Annotated in this window: 19 protein-coding genes; 6 read left to right on the plus strand and 13 right to left on the minus strand. The window is 67.2% G+C overall.

Annotated features, from left to right (window positions below; translation table 11 throughout):
* Positions 1-17 precede the first annotated feature (17 nt).
* Positions 18-533: a Cys-tRNA(Pro) deacylase gene (gene ybaK / locus E3N94_RS06705; RefSeq protein WP_241973148.1), complete on the plus strand. Its 516-nt coding sequence runs from the start codon at positions 18-20 to the stop codon at positions 531-533.
* Between the two features lie 58 nt (positions 534-591).
* Here the strand turns inward: ybaK and glgP are convergent, their stop codons facing one another.
* Positions 592-3165: an alpha-glucan family phosphorylase gene (gene glgP / locus E3N94_RS06710; protein ID WP_134400917.1), complete on the minus strand. Its 2574-nt coding sequence runs from the start codon at positions 3163-3165 to the stop codon at positions 592-594.
* A gap of 206 nt (positions 3166-3371) precedes the next feature.
* Between glgP and E3N94_RS06715 the strand changes: the two genes are divergently transcribed.
* Positions 3372-5321 carry a maltotransferase domain-containing protein gene (locus E3N94_RS06715; protein WP_241986124.1) on the plus strand — a complete coding sequence of 650 codons (1950 nt, stop codon included), beginning with the start codon at positions 3372-3374 and terminating at the stop codon, positions 5319-5321.
* Positions 5318-7663, plus strand: a complete 2346-nt coding sequence (glgB, locus tag E3N94_RS06720; protein ID WP_134420097.1) for a 1,4-alpha-glucan branching protein GlgB — start codon at positions 5318-5320, stop codon at positions 7661-7663. Before E3N94_RS06715 ends, glgB begins: the two co-directional genes overlap by 4 nt.
* A gap of 126 nt (positions 7664-7789) precedes the next feature.
* On the opposite strand, the gene E3N94_RS06725 is transcribed toward glgB, so the two are convergent.
* Complete coding sequence (locus E3N94_RS06725) at positions 7790-8791, minus strand: tetratricopeptide repeat protein (protein ID WP_104103201.1); 1002 nt, start codon at positions 8789-8791, stop codon at positions 7790-7792.
* Positions 8788-10590, minus strand: a complete 1803-nt coding sequence (locus E3N94_RS16495; RefSeq protein WP_174722139.1) for a hypothetical protein — start codon at positions 10588-10590, stop codon at positions 8788-8790. The genes E3N94_RS06725 and E3N94_RS16495 overlap by 4 nt, the downstream gene beginning before the upstream one ends.
* A 251-nt stretch (positions 10591-10841) precedes the next feature.
* Here E3N94_RS16495 and E3N94_RS06735 point away from each other — a divergent pair, with 251 nt between their 5' ends.
* Complete coding sequence (locus E3N94_RS06735) at positions 10842-12464, plus strand: hypothetical protein (RefSeq protein ID WP_134374252.1); 1623 nt, start codon at positions 10842-10844, stop codon at positions 12462-12464.
* A gap of 20 nt (positions 12465-12484) precedes the next feature.
* Complete coding sequence (locus E3N94_RS06740) at positions 12485-13534, plus strand: AI-2E family transporter (RefSeq protein ID WP_104103192.1); 1050 nt, start codon at positions 12485-12487, stop codon at positions 13532-13534.
* Positions 13535-13546: 12 nt separating this feature from the next.
* Here the strand turns inward: E3N94_RS06740 and E3N94_RS06745 are convergent, their stop codons facing one another.
* The 9 genes from E3N94_RS06745 to rpsB all read right to left on the minus strand — a co-directional run bounded on the left by E3N94_RS06745 (position 13547) and on the right by rpsB (position 20275).
* Positions 13547-14275: an alpha/beta hydrolase gene (locus tag E3N94_RS06745; protein WP_134569979.1), complete on the minus strand. Its 729-nt coding sequence runs from the start codon at positions 14273-14275 to the stop codon at positions 13547-13549.
* 28 nt (positions 14276-14303) lie between these two features.
* Entirely contained in the window at positions 14304-14600 is a 297-nt protein-coding gene (locus E3N94_RS06750) for a hypothetical protein (RefSeq protein WP_104103184.1), read from the minus strand.
* Positions 14601-14639: 39 nt separating this feature from the next.
* On the minus strand, positions 14640-15248 hold the full coding sequence (locus E3N94_RS06755) for a lytic transglycosylase domain-containing protein (protein WP_104103181.1): 609 nt from the start codon (positions 15246-15248) through the stop codon (positions 14640-14642).
* A 140-nt stretch (positions 15249-15388) separates the two neighbouring features.
* On the minus strand, positions 15389-15937 hold the full coding sequence (locus E3N94_RS06760; RefSeq protein WP_104103179.1) for a DivIVA domain-containing protein: 549 nt from the start codon (positions 15935-15937) through the stop codon (positions 15389-15391).
* Positions 15938-15983: 46 nt separating this feature from the next.
* On the minus strand, positions 15984-16979 hold the full coding sequence (locus tag E3N94_RS06765; protein ID WP_241987075.1) for a phosphatidate cytidylyltransferase: 996 nt from the start codon (positions 16977-16979) through the stop codon (positions 15984-15986).
* A gap of 15 nt (positions 16980-16994) precedes the next feature.
* Positions 16995-17549, minus strand: coding sequence for a ribosome recycling factor (gene frr / locus E3N94_RS06770; protein ID WP_104103176.1), 555 nt, complete (start codon positions 17547-17549; stop codon positions 16995-16997).
* Between the two features lie 31 nt (positions 17550-17580).
* Positions 17581-18297, minus strand: a complete 717-nt coding sequence (pyrH, locus tag E3N94_RS06775; RefSeq protein ID WP_104103173.1) for a UMP kinase — start codon at positions 18295-18297, stop codon at positions 17581-17583.
* 220 nt (positions 18298-18517) lie between these two features.
* Entirely contained in the window at positions 18518-19345 is an 828-nt protein-coding gene (tsf, locus tag E3N94_RS06780) for a translation elongation factor Ts (RefSeq protein WP_134569980.1), read from the minus strand.
* 9 nt (positions 19346-19354) lie between these two features.
* Positions 19355-20275: a 30S ribosomal protein S2 gene (gene rpsB, locus E3N94_RS06785; RefSeq protein ID WP_104103167.1), complete on the minus strand. Its 921-nt coding sequence runs from the start codon at positions 20273-20275 to the stop codon at positions 19355-19357.
* Between the two features lie 323 nt (positions 20276-20598).
* Here rpsB and E3N94_RS06790 point away from each other — a divergent pair, with 323 nt between their 5' ends.
* Positions 20599-21174 carry a M23 family metallopeptidase gene (locus tag E3N94_RS06790; protein WP_241987076.1) on the plus strand — a complete coding sequence of 192 codons (576 nt, stop codon included), beginning with the start codon at positions 20599-20601 and terminating at the stop codon, positions 21172-21174.
* A 56-nt stretch (positions 21175-21230) separates the two neighbouring features.
* Here E3N94_RS06790 and E3N94_RS06795 read toward each other — a convergent pair whose 3' ends face one another.
* Positions 21231-22277: a tyrosine-type recombinase/integrase gene (locus E3N94_RS06795; RefSeq protein ID WP_104103161.1), complete on the minus strand. Its 1047-nt coding sequence runs from the start codon at positions 22275-22277 to the stop codon at positions 21231-21233.
* Between the last annotated feature and the right edge of the window lies 1 nt (position 22278).

Genomic DNA, 22278 nt, shown 5'->3' on the forward strand with positions numbered 1-22278 from the left:
AACCGGACCATGGGCAATTGGACCGGGGGCCGCTGACCGTGGCCAAACGGGTGGAGGGAAGCGCCGGTACTCCGGCGACGGTGGCGCTGGTGCGCGCCGGCATCCCGTTCACCCCGCACGCCTACCCGCACGAGGCGTCGTCGACGAGTTTCGGCCTGGAAGCGGCGGAGAAACTCGACGTCGCCGCCGGCCGGGTGTTCAAGACTCTGCTGACGGATGTCGACGGCCGGCTGGTCGTCGGCGTCGTGCCGGTCACCGGCCAGCTCGACCTCAAGGCTTTGGCCACCGCCGTGGGTGCAAAGAGGGCCGTGATGGCAGACCCGTCGCTCGCCGAGCGCAAGACCGGCTACGTGGTGGGCGGTATCAGCCCGATCGGCCAGAAGAGCCGGCTCACGACCGTGGTCGACGAGAGCGCCCTGACGTTCGACACCGTCTTCGTCTCCGGCGGGCGCCGCGGTTTCGACATCGAGCTGACGCCGGCCGATCTGGCCCGGGCCGCCTCCGCGGTCTTCGCGGCGATCGCGCGCCCGTAACCGCACGAAAAAACACCTCCGTCGGAACGAAGGTGCTTTTTCGTGAGGCCGGTCAGCGCTAGCCGGCGACGGCGATCAGACCCATCTCGGCGGGGCTCACCAGAAGCGCGTTGTGCGGCACGACCCGCACCGTGTAGCCGAATGCGCCACCACGGTCGAGTTCTATCGTGCCAGTGAAGAGCGTCGGCGTACTGGCATCCGTCGCACCGGTCCCCAACGGTTCCGTATTGAGCGGCAGGGTGTTGACGTCACTCAGGTCGTCATTGGTGAGGCTCTTGCCGTAGACGACCTCGACGGTGACGTCCTCGGGCGCAAGACCGTTCAGCTGCACGTGTGCGCGGAGGTGCAGTTCGTCGCCGACCTGCGGCACCGGGGCGACGCCGCCGGATTCGACGTGGGTCACGGCGACGCCGGGCCAGGCCGAGACGATCCGCCCCTTCCAGGCGGCCAATTCCCGGGCGGCCCGGTAGTTGTTCTCGGACAGGCGGGCCGCGGCCGTGCCGGCAGGCCGGTACAGCTCCTGCACGTACTGGCGCACCATCCGACCGGCGTTGAGTTCCGGTGAGAGCTTCGCGAGCGTCTGCCGAATCGAGGAGACCCAGCGTTCGGGCACTCCGTCGGCGTTGCGGTCGTAGAACTTCGGTGCGACCTGGTGCTCGATCAGCTCGTACAGCGCGTCCGCCTCGAGCCGGTCACGTTCGGCCGCGTCACCGGCGGCGTCTGCGGTGGGGATCGCCCAACCGTTGTTGCCGTCGTAGTATTCCGGCCACCAGCCGTCGAGGATCGACAGGTTGAGGGCGCCGTTGAGGGCCGCCTTCATGCCGGACGTGCCGCACGCCTCGAGCGGGCGCAGCGGATTATTGAGCCAGACATCCGTGCCTGGGTACATCAGCTGGGCCATACCGATGTTGTAGTCGGGCAGGAACGCGATCTTGGTGCGCAGCGCCGGGTCGGCCGCGAACTGCACGATCCTCTGGATCAGGCGCTTGCCCTCCTCGTCGGCCGGATGCGATTTGCCTGCGATTACGATTTGGATCGGGTGTTCGGAGTGCAGCAGCAGCGCGCGCAACCGCTCGGGGTCGTGCAGCATCAGGGTCAGACGTTTGTAGGTCGGCACGCGGCGGGCGAACCCGATCGTGAGAACGTTCGGGTCGAAGACCCGCCCGATCCAGGACGGCACGATGCCGCCCGGGTTCTGGCCCTCCCAGGCCGCGGCGATCCGTCGGCGGGCGTCCTCGACGAACTGCAGGCGCATCTGGCCGCGCACCTGCCACAGGTCCGTGTCGGACACGGCGGGCGACGCCCAATCGGCGTCGGACGTGTCGCTGGTGCCCAGACGGCTCTGCGCGAGCGCGAGAAGGGCCGGGTCGGTCCAGGTGGGGGCGTGCACACCGTTCGTGATCGAGGCGATCGGCACGTCGTCGGCGTCGAAACCTGGCCATAGACCCTTGAACATCACCCGGCTGACCTCGCCGTGCAGCTTCGAGACGCCGTTGGCGCGCTGCCCCAGTCGCAGGCCCATCAGCGCCATGTTGAAGACGTCCGGGTTGCCATCCTGGAAGTTCTCCGCGCCGAGGGCGAGGAGGTCGTCGACGGCGACGCCCGGAAGCAGGTCGGTCTCGAAGTAGCGCCGCACCAGGCTGCGCTCGAACCGGTCGATGCCGGCGGCGACCGGCGTGTGGGTCGTGAACACCGTTCCGGCCCGGGCCACCTGCAGCGCCTCCGAAAAACTGAGCCCCTCGCCGATCAGGCTGGAGATGCGCTCGAGGCCGAGAAAACCGGCGTGACCCTCGTTGGTGTGGAACACCTCAGGGTCGGCCTGGCCGTTGAGGCTGCTCCACTTCTTCACGGCGCGCGCGCCGCCGATGCCGAGCAGCAGCTCCTGCAGCAGACGGTGTTCGCCGCCGCCGCCGTACAGGCGGTCGGTGACCAGTCGCAGGTCGTCGGTGTTCTCGGGGATGTCGGTGTCGAGCATCAAGAGCCGGATGCGACCGACCATCGCCTGCCAGACCCGCGCGTGCAGGGTCCGGTCGTCGGGAAGTGCGAGGGAGACCTGCACGGGCGAGCCGTCGGCCCGGCGCAGCACCGACAGCGGCAGGCCGTCGGGGTCGAGCAGCGGGTAGCTCTCCAGCTGCCAGCCGTCGGGTGAGATGGCCTGGCTGAAGTACCCGGCACGGTAGAACAGGCCAACACCGACCAGCGGCACGCCAAGGTCCGAGGCGCTCTTCAGGTGATCGCCGGCGAGGATGCCGAGGCCGCCCGAGTACTGCGGCAACGCGGCGGCGATGCCGAACTCCGGGGAGAAATAGGCGATGGATGCCGGCTTGTCGCCCTCGAGCCCCTGGTACCAGCGGGGCTTCTCGAGGTACTCGCGCAGTTCGTCGCGGGTGGCGTTCGCCCACGCCACGTAGTCGTTGTCCTGGGCGAGGGCTTCGAGGCGGGCCGTGTCGACGGCCCCCAGCAACGCGACCGGGTCGGTACCGCTCTCACGCCACAATTTAGGGGCGATGTGCTCGAACAACTGGCGGGTCGGCTCATGCCAGGACCAGCGCAGGTTGCCGGCAAGCTCGTCGAGCGCGGCGAGCGACTCGGGCAGCACGGTTCGGACGGTAAATTTGCGGATCGCTTTCACATCCTCAGCCTAGGCGTGGGGCGTGTCCGGCGGGTGAATAGAGGCAGCATTACACCCCCAATCCGCGCTACGGTCAGTAGGTGGCTAAGACAGTAAAACGCACAGGCGCGGCTCCTGAAACCCTCGGCGCGGTTCAGGAAGTCCAGACGACAGACCCGGCAGAACCCCGGATCGGCCGTATCCCGATCCTCGATCTGTCCCCTCAGTTGAACGACGACCTCTGGCCCGCGAAGGCGTTCGTGGGCGAAGCGGTTCCGTTCGCCGCGACCGCGTTCAGGGAGGGACACGACCTCATCGGCGTCATGCTGCTGCTGACCGCTCCCGATGGAACCGAGTCGCAGCATCCGATGTCCCTGAACTCCCCCGGCACCGACCGCTGGGAGACGCTCGTCACCCTCGGAACCCAGGGCCGCTGGACCTACCGCGTGCGCGCCTACGCCGACGACTGGGCCACCTGGCGGCACAACGCCTCGCTGAAGATCCCCGCCGAGGTCGATGTGGAACTCATGTTCCTGATCGGCTCTGAGCTGCTCCTCCGAGAGAGCGCCGTCAAGACCCGCCCTCTGAACGAGCGGCGCACGTTCACCGCGGCCGCGAAGTCCCTCGTCGACCCGGCCAAGTCCGTCGCCGCCCGCTTCGATGTGCTCAGCAGCCCGAAGCTGGCTGCCGCGGCCGCCGTGCGCCCGATGGCTAGCCTCGAATCGGTCTCGGAATCCCGGACCGTGCTGGTCGAACGCACCCGGGCCGGCGTCGGCTCCTGGTACGAGTTCTTCCCTCGGTCGGAGGGCGCCGTGAAGCGCGCCGACGGCTCCTGGCAGAGCGGCACCTTCCGCACCGCGGCTAACCGGCTTCCGGCCGTCGCCGCGATGGGCTTCAACGTGCTCTACCTGCCGCCGATCCACCCGATCGGCCTGGCTTTCCGCAAGGGACCCAACAACACCCTCAACGCCGGACCGAACGACCCCGGCTCGCCCTGGGCGATCGGGTCGGCGGACGGCGGCCACGACGCCATCCACCCGGACCTCGGCACCGTCGCCGACTTCCAGTTCTTTCTTGCGGTCGCTCGCGAGAACGGCCTCGAGGTCGCGCTCGACCTGGCCCTGCAGGCGTCGCCCGACCACCCCTGGGTCACCGAGCACCCGGAGTGGTTCACCACGCTGCCCGACGGGTCCATCGCCTACGCCGAGAACCCGCCGAAGAAGTATCAGGACATCTACCCGGTCAACTTCGACAACGACCCTCTGGGTATCCGCGCCGAGGTGCTGCGGATCGTGCGGTACTGGATCGGAGTGGGCGTCAATATCTTCCGGGTCGACAACCCGCACACGAAGCCGCTCGATTTCTGGGAGTGGCTGATTTTCGAGATCAACGCCGAATTCCCCGATGTCTTCTTCCTCGCCGAGGCCTTCACCCGGCCGGCCCTGCTGCAGGGCCTGGGCAAGGTGGGGTTCCAGCAGTCGTACACCTACTTCACCTGGCGCAACACGAAGCAGGAACTTGCGGAATTCTTCGATGGCCTCGCCCACGAGACCGCCGACTTCCTGCGACCGAACCTGTTCGTGAACACTCCCGACATCCTCTCCGAGTATCTGCAGTTCGGCGGCCCGGCGGCGTTCAAGATCCGGGCGGCCCTCGCGGCCACCGCGGCGCCGACCTGGGGCGTGTACACGGGCTTCGACCTGTTTGAGTGCGTGGCCCGGCCCGGCGCCGAGGAGAACATCGATAACGAGAAGTACCAGTACCGGCCGCGTGACTTCGCGGGCGCCGAAGCGGCCGGCGCGTCCCTGGCGCCCTACCTCACCCTCCTCAACCGCATCCGCGCCGAGCACCCGGCCCTCGGACAGCTGCGCAACCTCGATCTCCACGAGAGCGAAGACGAGGGGATCCTCGTCTACAGCAAATTCCTCGACGCGCCGTTCACAGGCAGCGGGCACTCGGACGCGTTGATCATCGTCGCCAACGTCGACCCCCACTCCGTGCGCCAAACCGTCGTGCACCTCGACGTCGCCCGGTTCGGTCTGCCGTACGGCTCCGTGTTCGAGGTCGAGGACCTGATCACCGGTGCCATCTGGACCTGGTCGGCCGACAACTTCGTGCGCCTCAACGCATTCACCGAACCGGTGCACATCCTGCACGTGAAAGGACCAGCTCAATGAAGCACGCACAGGGAGGTCCGGCGGCCAAAAGGGCCGCAGACAAGAAGACCGCTGACAAGAAGACCCTGGACAAGGCGGGCGCCGCCCAGCCTCAGGGAACCGTCAAGGCGAGCGTGCCGAAGCCTGCCGGAGCGCTGCACTCCCCCGCGCCGTTCGAGCTGCCGGTCATCGCCGACCACGTCCTCCAGGCCGTCTCCACCGGCAGCTACTACAACCCGCACGAGGTCCTCGGCCAGCACCTGATCGAGCAGGCCGGTATCGCGGACCCGCTCACCGTCATCCGTGCCCTCCGCCCGCTCGCGACCGAGGTCTTCGCCGTGCTGCCCACGGGCGCGCATGTGGAGCTGGCTCACCTGGGCCACGGTATCTGGCAGGGCGTGAGCACTCTCGGCCTTCAGGACTACCTGCTGGAGGCCCGCTACAGCGACGCCCCCACCTGGATCGTCGATGACCCCTATCGCTACCTTCCCACCCTCGGCGAGCTCGACCTGCACCTTCTCGGCGAGGGTCGACACGAACGCCTGTGGGATGTTCTCGGCGCCCACTACCGGCCGAACGCGGGCCCGCTCGGCACCACGTCTGGCACATCCTTCGCCGTGTGGGCCCCGCATGCCCGGGCCGTCCGCGTGATCGGCGACTTCAACGCCTGGACCGGCACGCTGCACGCCATGCGCAACATGGGCAGCACCGGGGTCTGGGAGTTGTTCGTGCCCGGGCTGACCGCCGGCTCCAACTACAAGTTCGAGCTGATGACCCGCTCGGGCGACTGGGTGCGTAAGGCCGACCCGATGGCCCGCTACACCGAGATCCCGCCCAAGACGGCCTCCGTCATCGGTGAGACCAGCTACGAGTGGGCGGATGCCCGCTGGCTCACCGACCGTTCGGCCACCGACCCCCACAACCGGGCCATGAGCATCTACGAGATGCACGTCGGGTCGTGGCGTCCGGGGCTGAGCTACCGCGACCTCGCCGACCAGCTGATCGACTATCTGAACGAACTGGCGTTCACGCACGTGGAGTTCATGCCGCTCACCGAGCATCCGTTCGGCGGCTCGTGGGGCTACCAGGTCACCGGCTACTACGCGCCGACGAGCCGGTTCGGCCACCCCGACGACCTGCGCTACCTGATCGACCGGCTGCACCAGGCCGGCATCGGCGTCTTGATGGACTGGGTGCCCGGGCACTTCCCGAAGGACGACTTTGCGCTGGCCCGCTTCGACGGCGAAGCACTGTACGAGCATCCCGACCCTCGCCGCGGCGAGCAGATGGACTGGGGCACCTACGTCTTCGACTTCGGCCAGAAGCAGGTTCGCAACTTTCTGGTCGCGAACGCCCTCTACTGGCTCGAGGAGTTCCACATCGACGGGCTGCGGGTCGACGCCGTGGCCTCGATGCTCTACCTGGACTACTCCCGCGAGGACGGTCAGTGGGAGCCGAACATCCACGGCGGCAACGAGAACCTCGAGGCGATCAGCCTGTTGCAGGAGATCACGGCCACCGCCTACAAGCGCAATCCCGGAGCGGTCATGATCGCCGAAGAGTCCACTAACTGGGGTGGGGTCACGGCGCAGACCAGTGCCGGTGGTCTCGGGTTCGGTTTCAAATGGAACATGGGCTGGATGCACGACACGCTTGAGTACATGCAGGTCGACCCGATGTACCGGGCGCACCACCACAACCAGATCACGTTCTCATTCGTCTACGCGTTCAGCGAGAATTTCCTGTTGCCGATCAGCCACGACGAGGTCGTGCACGGCAAGGGCTCGCTGGTCGCGAAGATGCCCGGTGACTCCTGGCAGCAGCTCGCCAACGTGCGCGCCTACCTCGCCTTCATGTGGGCGCACCCCGGCAAGCAACTTCTGTTCATGGGCCAGGAATTCGGGCAGCGCTCTGAGTGGAGCGAAGAGCGCGGCCTGGACTGGTGGACCCTCGACCAGCCGGCTCACCGCGGCCTGTTCACGCTTGTCGGTCAACTGAACCGGGTGTACCGGTCGAACCCGAGCCTTTGGGCTAAGGACAACGACCCGAGCGGCTTCGAGCTGCTCGAGGGCGGCGCGGCCGCCCAGAACGTGGTCTCGTTCCTGCGCTGGGACGCCGACGGCAACCCCATTGCCTGCCTGTTCAACTTCTCCGGGGCGCCGCACAACGGTTACCAGGTCGGCCTGCCGTTCGCCGGGGTGTGGGAGGAGATTCTGAACACGGATGCCGCGGACTTCGGCGGCTCCGGGGTCGGAAACCTGGGTGCCGTGACCGCGCTCGACGTGCCGTGGGCCGGACGCCCGGCATCCGCTGTGGTGACCCTGCCCCCGCTGGCCGGTCTCTGGCTGCGCCTGCAACGCTGACCCGCTTCGCCCCAGTTCGCGAGAGCGCGGAAATGGCCCCGTCAAAACGCCGACGGGGCCATTTTTTTGCCACTTCGGACGCGTGGGCCTGAGCGACTCCATTCCAAACGAATTCGACGCCGTCGTCTAGTACAGCAGCGCGGTGAGGCGGGAGCGGGTGGGCGGCACCCGCGGGTCGTCTTGGCCGATGACCTCGAACATCTCCAGGATGCGCTCGCGGATCAGGTTGCGGCCGGCCGGCTCCTGCGCGGGAAAGAGGGCGAGCAGCCGATCGAAGGCATCCTCGATGTGACCGCCGGAGAGGTCGAGGTCGGCGACCGCGAGCTGCGTTAGCAGGTCGTCGGGCGCGGCCGCGGCGGCTGAGCGGATCTCGGCCATGGTCTTGCCGTGCAACCGGGCCAGGAGGCTCACCTGGGCCAGGCCGGCGACGGCCATCTGGTCCCGGGGGTCCCGCGCCAGCGCGGTCTTGTAGAGAGCGATCGCCGCGTCATAGTCTCCGCGGTCGATGGCGTCGTAGGCCTCTTGGTGCAGCGGCGGCAGCTCGGGTTCTCCGGAGGCCGGCGCCTCCGCTTCGGCGTCGCCGGAGGCCTCCGGGGCGGCGGCCATGGCGGTGACGCCGTGCTGCGCCGCGAGCTCGAAGACCCGGTGCAGAACCTCGCGCACCTGGCCCTCAGGCAGTGCGCCACTGAACAGCTGCACCGGCTGACCGCCGATCACGGCGGCCACGGTCGGGATCGATTGCGCCTGGAAGGCCTGGGTGAGCTGCGGGTTCGAGTCCACGTCGACCTTGGCCAGCACGAACTGGCCGGCGTATTCCAGGACGAGCTTTTCCAGGATCGGCGTGAGCTGCTTGCACGGCTCACACCATTCGGCCCAGAGGTCCACGATGACCGGAACACTCATCGAGAGTTCCAGTATTTCGCCGAAATTCGCATCCGTGCCCTCGAGCACGAGGCTGGGTACCGCGACCGGACCCGCCGCGGGTGTACCGGGCACGCCCGGCGCCGGCGGTGCGCCCGGCGCCGGCGGTGCGCCCGCGGCCGGCGCCGGTGGACGGTTCACCAGCGTAGACAGGTCGACGGCTCCGCGCAGGTTCATGCCGGACAGGGACGGGGGGACAACACTCATGGAAGCTCCGTTGATGAGATCAGACCCTGGGAGAAACCAAGGAAGACGATTTTTTCGTTCGAACCGGCGGCCGGAACATGGAACAGGAGCTGGTCGCCGTAGGTGCTGGTGATGCCCTTGGCCGTGGCGGTGATGCCGGAGAGGGCCTTGCTGGCACCCTCGGGGCTCACGGTCGCGCCGGCATCCACCGGTTTCACCGTCTCGGTCTCGGTCAGGCTCACGGCGACGATACTGCCGGAGTCGTTGGTCGCCAATGCCACGGTGCGCCCGGTGCCGGCGGCCGCACCGAATTCGATCGACGCCGTCGAGGGCAGGCCGGCCTGGCGTGAGGTCTTCAGTTCGGTGACCTGGGTGCGGAAGCTGTCGCCCTCCGCCTCGAACAGGGCGTAGGAGGGGCTGGCCTCCCCCAGCTGGAGCACGTCGGCGTAGGCCGCGGCGACCTGGTCGGGTGAGAGCAGGAGGAACGTGGAGTCGGGTGCAATGATCGGGGCGCCGATGGTCGCCGGGGCGACCTTGGGAACCGTGGCGGCCGCTTCAAGCTGAATCATGTATTCGACCAGGTAGTCGGCCCGCGGCGACTCCTGTCGCAGCACGAGGGCCGTCGGCGCGGCGGCAGTGTCAGCCTCGTCCTGGAGGACCGTCATGACGACGCGCGGCCAGGTGGAGGACTGCTGCGGCAGCGTGAGCCGGAGGGGTGACGTGGGCAGCGCCGGCAGCGCGGCGATGGCCGGGTCGGCCCCCCGGATCTTGTAGTTCGCCAGTCGCTTCTCCAGTGCCGGGCCGGTGAACCGGGTGGCGAGGATGTCGGCGTTGAGGTTCGCATCGGCATCCGCGGTCAGCGAGGCGATATCGGCCACGATGCGTTCGAGCTGCGGCACCGTCACGGCGGGCGGCGGCACGTCCTGGGCCGGGCCGGCGGTGTCGGTCGGAGTCGGCGTCCCGCTGGTGGCGGCGTCGGGAGCGGACGTGGCCGGCCAGAAATCGGCCGAGCAACCGCTGAGCACCAAACCGCTGACCAGGATCAGGGGCATGGCGACCATGGACCGAGCGATCGACTTACCGGATCCGTTGATCTGGCTCGGCTTGATGGCCTTCGGACGGGGCACGCGCGGGAGCCGGGGCATCCGTGGCCCGCGGGGCAGATTGCGGCGGGGGCCGCGGGAGCGGCGCAGGTGCAGGAGCGCCAGGAGGTAGATGATCAAGCCGATTAGGCCGACGGCCGCGCCGCCGACGATCAGCGGGCCTGCCCAGGGTGTGGAGTTGTCGGTGGGCCAGGACAGGCTGACATCTGTGGGCGCGGAGGCCGTGCCGTCGGAGGCCACGATCAGGGAGATGCCGTCGGGAACCTTGAGAGTGGTGGTCAGCGTGTTCTCAGCCGTGAACTCCTGCAGCCACAGGTCGGAGCCCTCCGGGTTGGTGACCGTCTCCGACTCAGCCGCGGAGTCCGGCGGCGCCGCAGAGCCGGACTCAGACTCGGCGGCCGATTCGGCCTCCGTAGCCGGATCGATGAGTGTGCTGCTGAGGGCGACCGTGTCCTTGTCCTTGCGGATGTCGACGTACGGTTCGTCTCCGAGCCACGCCTTGACGTCGTCGGTGCGCCCGTAGGCCAGGAAAACCGTGTCGGAACCGCTGACGGTGATCGTCTGGCTTCCCGGCACGGCGTTGAGAGCACTGGGCTCGACCACCGCGAAGCGGGCGTCCTCCACGGATGCGCTCAGGCTCACCGAGGCCGGATCGAGAAAAATGGTCCGCTGGGCGATGCCGAGCACAATCATTGCCGCAGCAAGGACGAATGCCACTATTGCAAGAACAAAACGCACGTCAACCCTCCTGTGTCGCCGGCCGCTCATCGCGCACGCGGGCACGTTGGACCCGGATGCGGGCCCGATCAGCAACAGACAGGACGTCTTACGATACTGGTTGCCCCTGAGAGGCACCTAATAATCCCTCGGGTTGGGACGCGCCAGTGCCTACTGAACAGACTAAAATTGTGGAGGCTTCCTTCGTCAGTCCGTAAACGGGGGTCAGAGGCCCATTTTGAGGAGACAGCGTGGCGAACGACGAAGCAGACTTCACCCAGGTATTCCGCGGCTACGACCGCGACGAAGTCGACAAGACCATCCAGGGACTGCGCCGCGACCTGATTCAGGCGAATACCCAGGGCACCGAGGCGAAGAAGGAAATCAAACGTCTCACCACCCAGATCGACGATCTGAACGCGGAAATCGAAGAGGTCGGCAGCCCCACGTTCTCCGGCCTCGGCACCAAGCTCGAGAACACCCTGCGCGTGGCGGAAGAGCAGTCGACGAGGGTGATCGCCCAGGCGGACATCGACGCCGAACGGCTGCGTGCCTCCGCAGCAAGCGAAGTGCAGACCCTGCTCCGCGAGGGCAAGGAGCAGGCCGAACGGGCACTGTCGGATGCCGCGGTCAAGGCCGGCCGCATCCTCAATGATGCCGTCGCTGAAGCCGACGACTTACTCGCCCGGGCCCACGAGGACTCCACCACGCTCACCCAGGACGCCGTGCACGAAGCGGCGGCCATCCGCGGAGCGGTGGCCACCGAGGCCGCCGAGCTGCGCGCAACCGTGAAGCGGGAAGTCGCCGCGATCCGCTCGGAAGCGGAGCGCGAGGCCGCCGAGGTTCGCGTGGTGGCCCAGCGGGAGGCGACCGAGGCCCGCGAGGTCGCGGCCGGGCTCACGAGCGAGACCGAGTTGACCCGCTCCGAAGTCGCCCACGAACTCGACCAGCAACGCGCCGACCTGGCCCGGGAAACCGAACAGGCTCGCATCGACCTCGCCGCCGAGACGGAACAGCACCGCATAGACCTCGCCCGGGAAACCGAACAGGCTCGCATCGAACTCGCCCACGAGACCGAGCAGGCCCGCAACCTTCTCGCAATCGAGATCGAGCAGGCGAAAACCGACATCGAACGGGAGACGCTGCAGCAGCGCGCCGATTTGTCCGTTGAAAGCGAGCAGGCCCAGACCGACCTAGCCCGCGACCTCGAACGCCAGCGCGCCGACCTCAGCCGCGAGGTCGACAAGGCGCGCGTGGGCCTCGCGGCCGAGATCGAACAGTCACACGCCGACCTCGGTCGGGACAATGAGCAGACCCGCGCCGACTTCACCGCCGAAAGCGAGCAGCTGCGCATCGACCTGGAGAACCATCTGACGGCCACCCGCAAGCGGGGAGAGCACGAAGCCGCCAAGCTCAAGCGCGAGATCGATCAGACCAGGGCCGACCTCGACGTCGAGCTGAAGGCCCGGCGGGACGAAGCGGAGCAGGGCCAGCTGCAGCGCCACCAGGAGGCGGTGGCCCAGACGCAGAAGTTCGTCGCGGATGCCACCAAGCAGCTTGCCGAGACCAACCGGCGCACGGTCGAACTGCGCGCATTGAACGACCAGCTGGACGCCTCCGCCCGCGACGAGGTCAGGGCATCGAAGAAGGTTGCCGAGGAGTCGGCGGAACGTCTGGTGCGGGACGCCGAGACGCGGGCCGCCGCGCTGGCGACCGATGCCGAACTGCGCACGCGCGTGCTTGTGGCCGACGCGGAGGAGCGTCTGTCCCAGATTAGGATTGAGCGTGACGCCGTGGCCGGCTACTTCGAGAGCCTGCGCGGTCTGCTCACACAGGCGGAAAAGGTCGCCGCCAGCGACGACGACGAGCGCTGACACCAGCCGAGGGGATATCAGTGAAGATCCAGAATGCTTTTCGCGTCGGACTGATCGGCACCCTGGGCGTCGGCGTCGGCCTGCTCATCATCACGTCGGTGATCACTCTGCAAACGATCATCACCTACATCGGTGCGGCACTGTTCCTCGCGCTCGGGCTCGACCCGGCCATCTCCTGGCTGGAGAAGAAGAGGTTTCCCCGCTGGGCAGCCATGCTCACGGTGCTTGTTGCCGTGATCGGGGTTCTGACCGGAGTGATCTTCGCCGTCGTGCCGATCATCGTCAACCAGGTCTCTAACCTCTCCAAGGCCATCCCGGACCTGGTCACGTCGATCAACACCTCCACCTTTCTCGCCGATGTACAGAGGCAGTTTCCGGCTCTCCCGCTGTCGAAAATCACAGAGTCGGTCACCGATTTCGTCGGCGGCAACATCACCAACATCACGAGCACGATCATCCAGTCCGGCCTCGCCATCGTCAGCGGACTTTTCGGCGCCCTGATCATCCTGATCCTTACGCTGTACTTCACGGCATCGCTGAACAGCATCAAGCAGGCCGTATACCAGCTGGTACCAGCCTCGAAGCGGGCTCGGTTCGCCGATCTCAGTGAGCAGATCACGACATCCGTCGGCCGATTCGTGATCGGCCAGGGAGCCCTGGCGCTCTGCAACGGCGTGCTCAGCTTCACCTTCCTGTCGATCATCGGCGCGCCGTTCCCGGCGCTGCTCGCGCTGATCGCGTTCCTGTTCTCGCTGATCCCCCTCGTGGGCACGATCTCCGGGTCGATCATCATCGTGCTGACCTGCCTGATCCCCGGAATCGGCAGCTCGACGTTCACAGCGTTGGTCGCCGCGATCTACTACCTGATCTACATGCAGGTAGAGGCCTACCTGCTCAGCCCCAACATCATGAACCGGGCCGTGTCCGTTCCCGGCGCCGTCGTTGTGGTCGCCGCTCTCGCGGGCGGCAGTCTGCTCGGCATCCTCGGCGCGCTGATCGCCATCCCCGTCGCCGCGGCAACCATCATGATCATCAAGCAGGTCGTGATCCCCCGACAGAACAAACTCTAGGCCGATCGGGTACTAGGCCGACGCAGTCCACTCCGTGGGCAGAGGCGCGGCGGCCGGGTTGACCACGGCGACGATCTCGTCGAGTACGCGGCGGGTGGCACTCTCCCCCACCCACAGGTGCTTCCCGCCCTCCACGGCGATGAGCCGGGTGTCCGGCACGCTCGCGAAGCGTTCCCGGGCCTCCTCGGGGCGGAGATAGTCGTCGAACTCGGGGATGACGGCCACCAGCCGCGCGTCCCGGCCGGTCCAGGCGGCCAGCTCGGCGTCAGAGGCCCGGTGCAGTGGCGGAGACAAGAGGATGGCACCCCGGATCGGGTGCTCCAGGCCGTACTTGATTGCAAGCTCCGTGCCGAACGACCAGCCGAGCAGCCAGGGATCGGGCAGCCCGCGCTCGGCGACGAACGCCATCGCGGCGGCAACGTCGAGGCGCTCACCGACGCCGCCGCCGAAGCTGCCGCCACTCGTGCCGCGCGGCGAGGTCGTGCCGCGAGTGTTGAAGCGCAGCACCGCCAGGTCGGCCAAGGCCGGCAGCCGCCCGGCCGCCTTGCGCAGGATGTGCGAGTCCATGAAGCCGCCGTGGGTGGGCAGCGGATGCAGCGTCACCAGCGTCGCCACCGGTGCCCGGCTCACGGGCGTGGCCAGTTCGCCGACCAAGGTCAGGCCGTCCGCGGTGTGCAGCTCGATCTGCTCGCGCACGGCCGGTAGCTCGACGCCGCCGCGAATTTCCACACTCGAAGTCATGGTTTCTCCCCTGGTGCCGCTTGGGCGGTTATTTGATCTTCCAGCAGTGCGAGTGCCAGTGGCGCCTCGCGGCAAGGTCGGATGCCTCACCCATGACGCCGTCGCCGCGCCAGGCGACCACGTGCGCGGTGCCGGGCGCAACCTCGCGGTGGCAACCGGGGCACACGTACGATTTCACGGCTTGCGGCCCCGGTACGGGTTGCACCGTCCAGAGGCCGTCGCGGCGGGTTTCCGTGCGTCGCCAGCCGGCACGCATCCGCTCAAGGCCGTCATCAGCGGCTCCCGGACCGGGCTTGCGGCCACGGGGTCGGTTGCTGCGGGCCATTGAGCCAGTCTACGTGCGAGCCTGGAAGAACAAGGAGCGCTAGTACCAGCCGACGTCGCCGGAGTGCGCCCAGGCGCCGCAGGGGGTGCCGTAGCGGCCCGAGATGTAGCCGAGGCCCCACTGGATCTGGGTCGCGGGGTTGGTCGCCCAGTCGTCGCCGGCGGTGGCCATCTTGGAGCCCGGCAGTGACTGCGGGATTCCGTAGGCACCGCTGGAGCTGTTCTCCGCATTGACGCGCCAGCCGGACTCCTTGTTCCAGAGCGACACGAGACAGTTGAACTGATCGTCGCCCCAGCCGCGGGCGGCCACCGCATCAGCGGCGATCGCCTGCGCCGAACCGGGGTCAGGAACGGCCGCCGATGGAGCCGAACTCGACGCGGACTTGGACGCGACGGGAGCGGCGACGGGAACGGGAACAGGCTTGGGTTTCTCGGTGACGGTGAAACTGTCACGCGTGAAGATGTTCGAGGCTGCCGCAGCGACCTGGATCTCCTGGGCTGCCTCACCGTTGAATCGGTCGCCGGCAACCTGGAAGTAGGGTGACGCCGTCGCGCCGGAATACGGGTCGACGATAGTGACGAGCACGAACGCCGCTGCGGCGGTGAAGGCGAAGAGGGGGACGCGCCCGCGCGAGCGGGACCTTCTCATTCTCACCTTGAAGGGCCTACCGGCGTGTTCGGATGCAATGATGTTCAAATGTCTACCCACGATTTGCCGATCCTATCGGAAATCCGACATAACAGCCAGATAACGGTGCCGATTGACCTCGACACGGCGCGCGGCGCAACTCAACGGACGGCCAGGATCACATCGACGACGCTGTCCAGCACAACGTCGACCTGGGCTTCCCGGTAACCGCCGCGCTGGGGCCGGAACACGGCGCAGCGCACATCTTCCACCGTTATGGGGAGCCCGTCTTCGAAGTACCGGACGAGCTTGTGGGAGAACCGGTCGACATCCGCCCGGCTGTAGCCGACGCTGAGAACGCTCACCCGGTGGAAGCGGTGTCCGTCCTTCCGGCTGAGCCGGTTCACGAGCACCTGAGCGAGGTCATGCACCTCAGCGAGCCACGCCTCGGTGCCCTGCGCCTGCGCCGCACGGTCCCGGTCGCGCGTCGCGAAGGCGTCTTCGAGACGCTCGAGGGCCGCATCCACGTGCGCAGGCGAATATCCGCCCTTGTGCATGCTGAACGCAGTGTGACGGATGTCCTCGGCGGTCAACCCGACGCTGTCGTCGGTGGCGTCATACGCTTTTCGGGCGACAGCGAGGAACTCCTCCACCTGCGGAGCGCTGTAGCCGAGCGTCTTCTTGCCGGTCCGAGGGAAGGTGGAGGTCACCGGAACATTCTGCCTCACTGCCGCGCGCCTGACTAAACCGAGGCCGCTAAGCGAAAATCAGGTAGAGGGCGTACGCGGCTGCGGCCGACGGCAGGATCGAATCCAACCGGTCGAGGAGACCGCCGTGACCAGGCAGCCAGGAGCTCATGTCCTTGATGCCGAGGTCACGCTTGATCAGGGATTCGGCCAGGTCGCCGAAGGTCGCGGTGAACAAGATGACCACACCGAAGACGAGGCCGAACCACCAGGGCTGGTCGAGCATGAACACTGCCAGCAGCACGCCGATCCCGATACAGGCGACGCCGGCGCCAGCGAACCCTTCCCAGGTCTTCTTCGGGCTGATTGAGGGGACCATGCGGTGCTTGCCGAAGCTGAGGCCGGCGGCGTACGCCGCGGTGTCGGCGGAGATGACCAGCAGCAGGAAGGCGAGGGTCCACCACTGCCCGTCGGGCTGGGCGACCAGGAGCACAGAAAAGCTGCCGAGAAAGACGACGTAGGCCTGGATCAGGAAGCCACCACCGATGTCGCCGAGCACCTCCCGGGAGGGAGCGCGGTGGGCGCGCCGGACGAGAAAAGCCAGCCGCCACAGGGCGATCAACCCAATGCCGGCGAGCGTGCCCAGCCACTGGCCCGCCGCGCCGAGGTAGAACGCGGCAGGCACGACACCCACGGATGCCAGGACGACCGGTACGCGCGGCACGTTACGTCTGGCGAGACGGAGAGCCTGAGCGAGCTCGAAGGCCGTGAAGCCCACGAACGCGATCGCGCAGACCATGAACAGGTCTTTGATGAAGATGAGGCTGAACAGCATGAACAAGCCAAGCGCGAGCCCGATCAGGGTTGCCAGGATCAGGTTGCGCCCGGTGCGCGCCTGGATACGTTCCTGAGTCGCATCCAGCTGCGCCCGGGTCGCCAGCATTTGACGTTCGAGATCGGCCTTCTTCGACTGCATCTGGGCCCTGAACTCGGCGCGACTGACACCATGCTCGCGCTTGGCGCGCAGCCCTTCGCGTTCTCCGGAATCGCCTGATTCGTCCGTCATGAGGCTGGATCGTCCTTAGATCTCGAGGAGTTCTGCTTCTTTGCGCTTGAGGGCGTCGTCGATGGCATCCACGTGGGTCTTGGTGATGTGTTCGAGTTCTTTCTCGCCGCGGGCCACGTCGTCGTCTCCCACTTCACTCTTGAGGGCGTCGAGGTCGTCCTTGGCCTTGCGGCGCAGGTTGCGCACCGACACCTTGGCATCTTCGGCCTTGGTGCGCACGATCTTGACGTATTCCTTGCGGCGGTCCGCGGTCAGCTCCGGCAGCGTGGCCCGGATGACGTTGCCGTCGTTTCCGAGGTTGGCGCCCAGGTTCGGAGTGTCGCGAATGGCCTGCTCAATGTCTCGCAGGGCGCCCTTGTCGTACGGCCCGATCAGGAGCGTGCGGGCCTCCTGGTTCTGCAGCGAGGCGAGCTGTTCCAGTGGCGTCGGTGTGCCGTAGTAGTTCACCAGGATCTTGGCGAACATCTGCGGGTTCGCACGACCGGTTCTCACGGTCGCGAAGTCGTCTTTGGCAGCTTCCACGGCCTTATGCATGCGGGCGGTGGCGTCGGACAGAACATCCGTGATCACGATGACTCCTTCTTCGATGGCGTTGTCAAGCTTAGTTGGAGACAAGGGTTCCCAGATCGGCGCCGAGAATGGCAGCCGTCACGTTGCCGTGCGGGGCCATGCCGAACACCTGCATGGGCATTCCGTTGTCCATGCAGAGGCTGAAGGCCGTCGAGTCGACGACCTTGAGGCCGCGCTGCAGGGCCTCCTGGTAGGTGATGTGGTCGATCTTGTGCGCGTCCGGGTTGGTGCGCGGGTCGTCGGAGTAAATCCCGTCGACGCCGTTCTTGGCGACGAGCACGATGTCCGCATCGATTTCCAGGGCACGCTGGGCCGCAACCGTATCGGTGGAGAAATAGGGCAGCCCGGCGCCCGCGCCGAAGATGACCACGCGGCCCTTTTCGAGGTGGCGTTCCGCGCGACGAGGGATGTACGGCTCGGCGACCTGGGTCATCGCGATCGCGGACTGCACCCGTGTCTCGGATCCGGCCTGCTCAAGGAAGTCCTGGAGGGCAAGGGCGTTCATCACGGTGCCGAGCATGCCCATGTAGTCGGCACGGCCGCGGTCCATTCCACGCTGGGACAATTCGGCGCCGCGGAAGAAGTTGCCGCCGCCGACGACGATGGCGATTTCCACCGTCTTGGCCGCCTCGGCGATCTCGCGGGCGAGGGCGCTGATGACGTCGGGATTGACGCCCAGGCTGCCTGCCCCGAAGGCTTCGCCGGAAAGTTTGAGGAGGACCCTGCGCTTCTTGACCGTGTCTGACATTCTGTGCGCTTCTTCCCTCGTGATGCTCTGTGCCGTGCCGTGCTGTGCCGTGCAGTGTTGCGTTGGGTTGTGTTGTGTTGTGTTGGGTTGTGTTGCGCCGTGCCGTGCCGTGTTCCGGCGGTGTTCTAAAACTACTGGGTGGGCTGGTGGGTGCCCACACACAGAAGGAGACCGGATTGCGACTGCAACCCGATCTCCTTCACTACGATCAAACGACCGGTTACGCGCCGACCTTGAATCGGGCGAAGCCCGAGACGGTCAGTCCGGCGTCAGCCAGGACCTTGCTGACGGACAGCTTGTTGTCCTTGGCATAATCCTGTTCGAGGAGTGCAACCTGCTTGAAGTACGCGGTGACGCGACCCTCGACAATCTTGGGCAGTGCAGCCTCCGGCTTGCCCTCGTTCTTCGAGATCTCGGTGACGATCCGGCGTTCGGCCTCAACGAGGTCGGAGGGAACGTCTTCGCGAGCGAGGTACTCGGGGTTCGCGAAGGAGATGTGCTGAGCCACGCTGCGCGCGGTCTCCGCGTCACCTGCGGAGTAACCCAGAACAACGCCGACCTGCGGGGGCAGGTCCTTGCTGGTCTTGTGCAGGTAGATCGCGAACTTCTTACCCGCGACGGATGCGACGCGGCGAAGTTCGAACTTCTCGCCAATGATCGCGGCCTCGCCGTCGATGAGCTGGCCGACGGTCTGACCGTCGACCGGAGCGGCCAGGCCTTCCTCGACCGTGGTGGCCGCGGCAGCGGCGACCGCGTCCAAGACCTTCTCGGCTAGTGCAACGAACTTATCGCCCTTGGCGACGAAGTCGGTCTCGCAGGCGAGTTCGATCAGGGTGGCGGTGTTGCCGATTTCCTTGGCAGCGACGAGTCCCTCGGAGGTGGAACGATCGGCGCGTTTGGCGTTACCCTTCGCACCCTTCATTCGAAGGATTTCGACGGCCTTTTCCATGTCGCCTTCGGCTTCAACGAGGGCGTTCTTGGTGTCGACCATGCCGGTACCGAGGCGCTCGCGCAGCGCTTTGACGTCTGCGAGGCTGATGCTTGCCATGCTTGGTCCTTACTTGGTTTCTTCGGCGGGAGCGTCGGCTGCAACAACGGCTGCGGCTTCGGCTTCTGCGGCTGGGGCTGCGGCGGCTTCCTCGTCGGCAACCGGCGCGGCCACGACGGCCTCTGCGGTCTCGTCGGAGACGGCGACGGCTTCGTCAGCTGCCGGGGCGTTCTCGGCAGGAGCGGCCAGGAGTTCGGCTTCCCAAGCGGCGAGAGGCTCGATTTCAGCCTCCGGCTTGGCGTGGCGCTGGATGAGGCCCTCGGCCGCAGCGTCCGCGATGATGCGGGTCAGCAGGCCGACGGAACGAATGGCGTCGTCGTTGCCCGGGATCGGGTACTGGACGTCGTCCGGGTCGCAGTTGGTGTCGAGGATCGCGATGACGGGGATGCCGAGCTTGCGGGCTTCGTCAATGGCGAGGTGCTCCTTGTTGGTGTCCACAACCCACAGCGCCGACGGCGTCTTCGTGAGGTTGCGGATGCCGCCGAGGCTCTTGTGCAGCTTGACGAGCTCGCGCTTCTTGATGAGCATTTCCTTCTTCGTGAAACCGCTCTTGGCGGTGTCCTCGAAGTCGAGCTCTTCAAGCTCTTTCATGCGGGCCAGACGCTTGGAAACGGTCTGGAAGTTGGTGAGGAGGCCGCCGAGCCAGCGCTGGTTGACGTAGGGCTGGCCCACGCGGATGGCCTGTTCGGCGATCGATTCCTGCGCCTGCTTCTTCGTTCCGACGAAGAGGATGGTGCCGCCGTGGGCAACCGTCTCCTTGACGAAGTCGTAAGCCTTGTCGACAAACCCGAGCGACTGCTGCAGGTCGATGATGTAGATGCCGGAGCGCTCCGTGAAGATGAAGCGCTTCATCTTCGGGTTCCAACGGCGGGTCTGGTGCCCGAAGTGCACGCCGCTGTCGAGCAGCTGGCGGATGGTTACGACGGCCATGAGCCGTTCTCCTTGTCCGGCGCGCGCTGCGATGCAGACGAACGCCAATCGGTTTGTGTCGTGATCGGATGATCACCACTCCTGGTGCCCGGCACAGAACCGCCTCGCATCTGAAAGAAACGAGGACCGAGTGGGTCTGGAGGCCGAATGGGCACGCGTAGTCAGCACGCAAGCGCTGCTCCTCAAAGGTTAGCACCCACGGGGGTGCCCCGTGCGCGCGCCGGCACGTGCGGGCGTCCCTCCCCAGGCGGGGTGGTACGGGATCCGGTCACGGATACCGCCCTCGCCGGTTTGGGGCGGGACGGAGGCCGCACGGTGGTGGCATGAATGCCTTCCGTCTGCTCATCGCGGCCGCGCTGCTGCCGCTGTCCTGCCTGTCCATGGTGCGGAGCGACGCGGCGGGTGTGACATTACCCGGGGCGGCGTCGGTCACGGAGACGGCCGCGGAGACGGCCGCGGAGACGGCCACCTCCGGCACCTGGCACTGGCCGCTGGCTCCGCCGCATCCGTTGCTCCGGGGTTTCCTGGCGCCGGCCACCCAGTATGCGCCGGGCCATCGAGGTCTGGACCTGTCTGCCGAGGCCGGCCGGGAGGTGGTTGCACCGGCCGAGGGTATCGTCTCGTTCGCCGGGGTCGTGGTCGACCGCCCCGTACTCTCGATCGAACATGCCGACGGCCTGGTATCCAGCATCGAGCCGGTGTCGGCCAGTGTCGCGGTCGGTGACCGGGTCGCGGCAGGGCAGCCCGTCGGCCAGGTTGCCGACGGCGGGCACTGCGCTGGGCAGTGCCTGCATCTTGGCGCCCGGTTGAACGGTGGCTATGTGTCACCACTGCTGTATCTGGTCGGAGTTCCTCGCGCGGTGCTGCTGCCGGCACTGCTCCTGAGAGGAGACAGCTGAGGGGCCGGCAGCCGCGAGGTAGTCGCGGAGCAGTCCCGGAACCCGTCGCCGGGGAGTCAGGCGCGCGGGTGCGCGGTGCGGTAGCTCTGTTTGAGGCGTTCGGCCGAGACATGAGTGTAGATCTGGGTGGTGCCGAGGCTGGAGTGGCCGAGCAGCTCCTGCACGGCCCGGAGGTCGGCTCCGCCGTCGAGCAGGTGGGTGGCCGCCGTGTGGCGGAGGGCGTGCGGGCCGGCCGGCCCGTTGCCGGGCACATCGGCGAGCAGAGTGGCGACCAGCCGGTAGACCGCCCGCACGCCGAGGCGCTGGCGGCGCGCACCAAGGAACAGCGCGCTCACCGGCGTCGCGGCGTTCTCGGCAGCGGTTTTCGCTGCGTGCGCGCGGTTCTCGGCAGCGGGCCCCACGGTCCCGGCGGGGGCTGCGGTCTCGGCGGGCGCTGCGGTCTCAACGAGCCGGGGGCGGCCCCGTTCGAGATAGGCGAGGATCGCGTGCTGGGCCGGCACGCCGAAGGGAACGACGCGTTCCTTGGAACCCTTGCCGGTGACCCGCACGGTGAGTCGGTGCAGATCGACGTCGGTGACGTCGAGGCCAACGAGCTCCGAGACCCGCAACCCCGACGCATAGAGCAGTTCCACTATCGCGAGGTCGCGCAGCGCCGCCGGGTCGGGACCGGCAGCACGAAGTTCCAGGTGGGTGAGTAGCTCCTGCATTTGGGTGTGGTTGATCACTCGGGGCAGTGGTCTGCCGGGTTTCGGCGAGCGCAGCCGCACGGCGGGGTCGGTTGCGCTGCCGCCGGTGCGTGCCAGCCAGGCCGTGAAGCTGCGGGCGGAGGCCGACCGCCGGGCAATGGTCGCCCGCGCCAGCCCCGACTGGGTTCCGACCCACAGCCAATCGCGGAGCAGATCGAGGCTCAGCGCCGCCGGGTCGATGACGCTGCGAGTTTCGGCGAAGGCGATCAGTCCCGCAAGGTCGGTGCGGTAGGCGCGCACGGTGTGCACGGAGAAGCCGCGCTCAACGGCCAGGTAGACCACGAAGTCGTCGACAGACGCATCGAGGAGGTGCACCGGCGCGGGAACCGGCGGTGGTATGCGAACGGACTCAGGCATA

This window comes from Cryobacterium sp. Sr3 (genome assembly GCF_004402835.1).
GTDB lineage: Bacteria > Actinomycetota > Actinomycetes > Actinomycetales > Microbacteriaceae > Cryobacterium > Cryobacterium sandaracinum.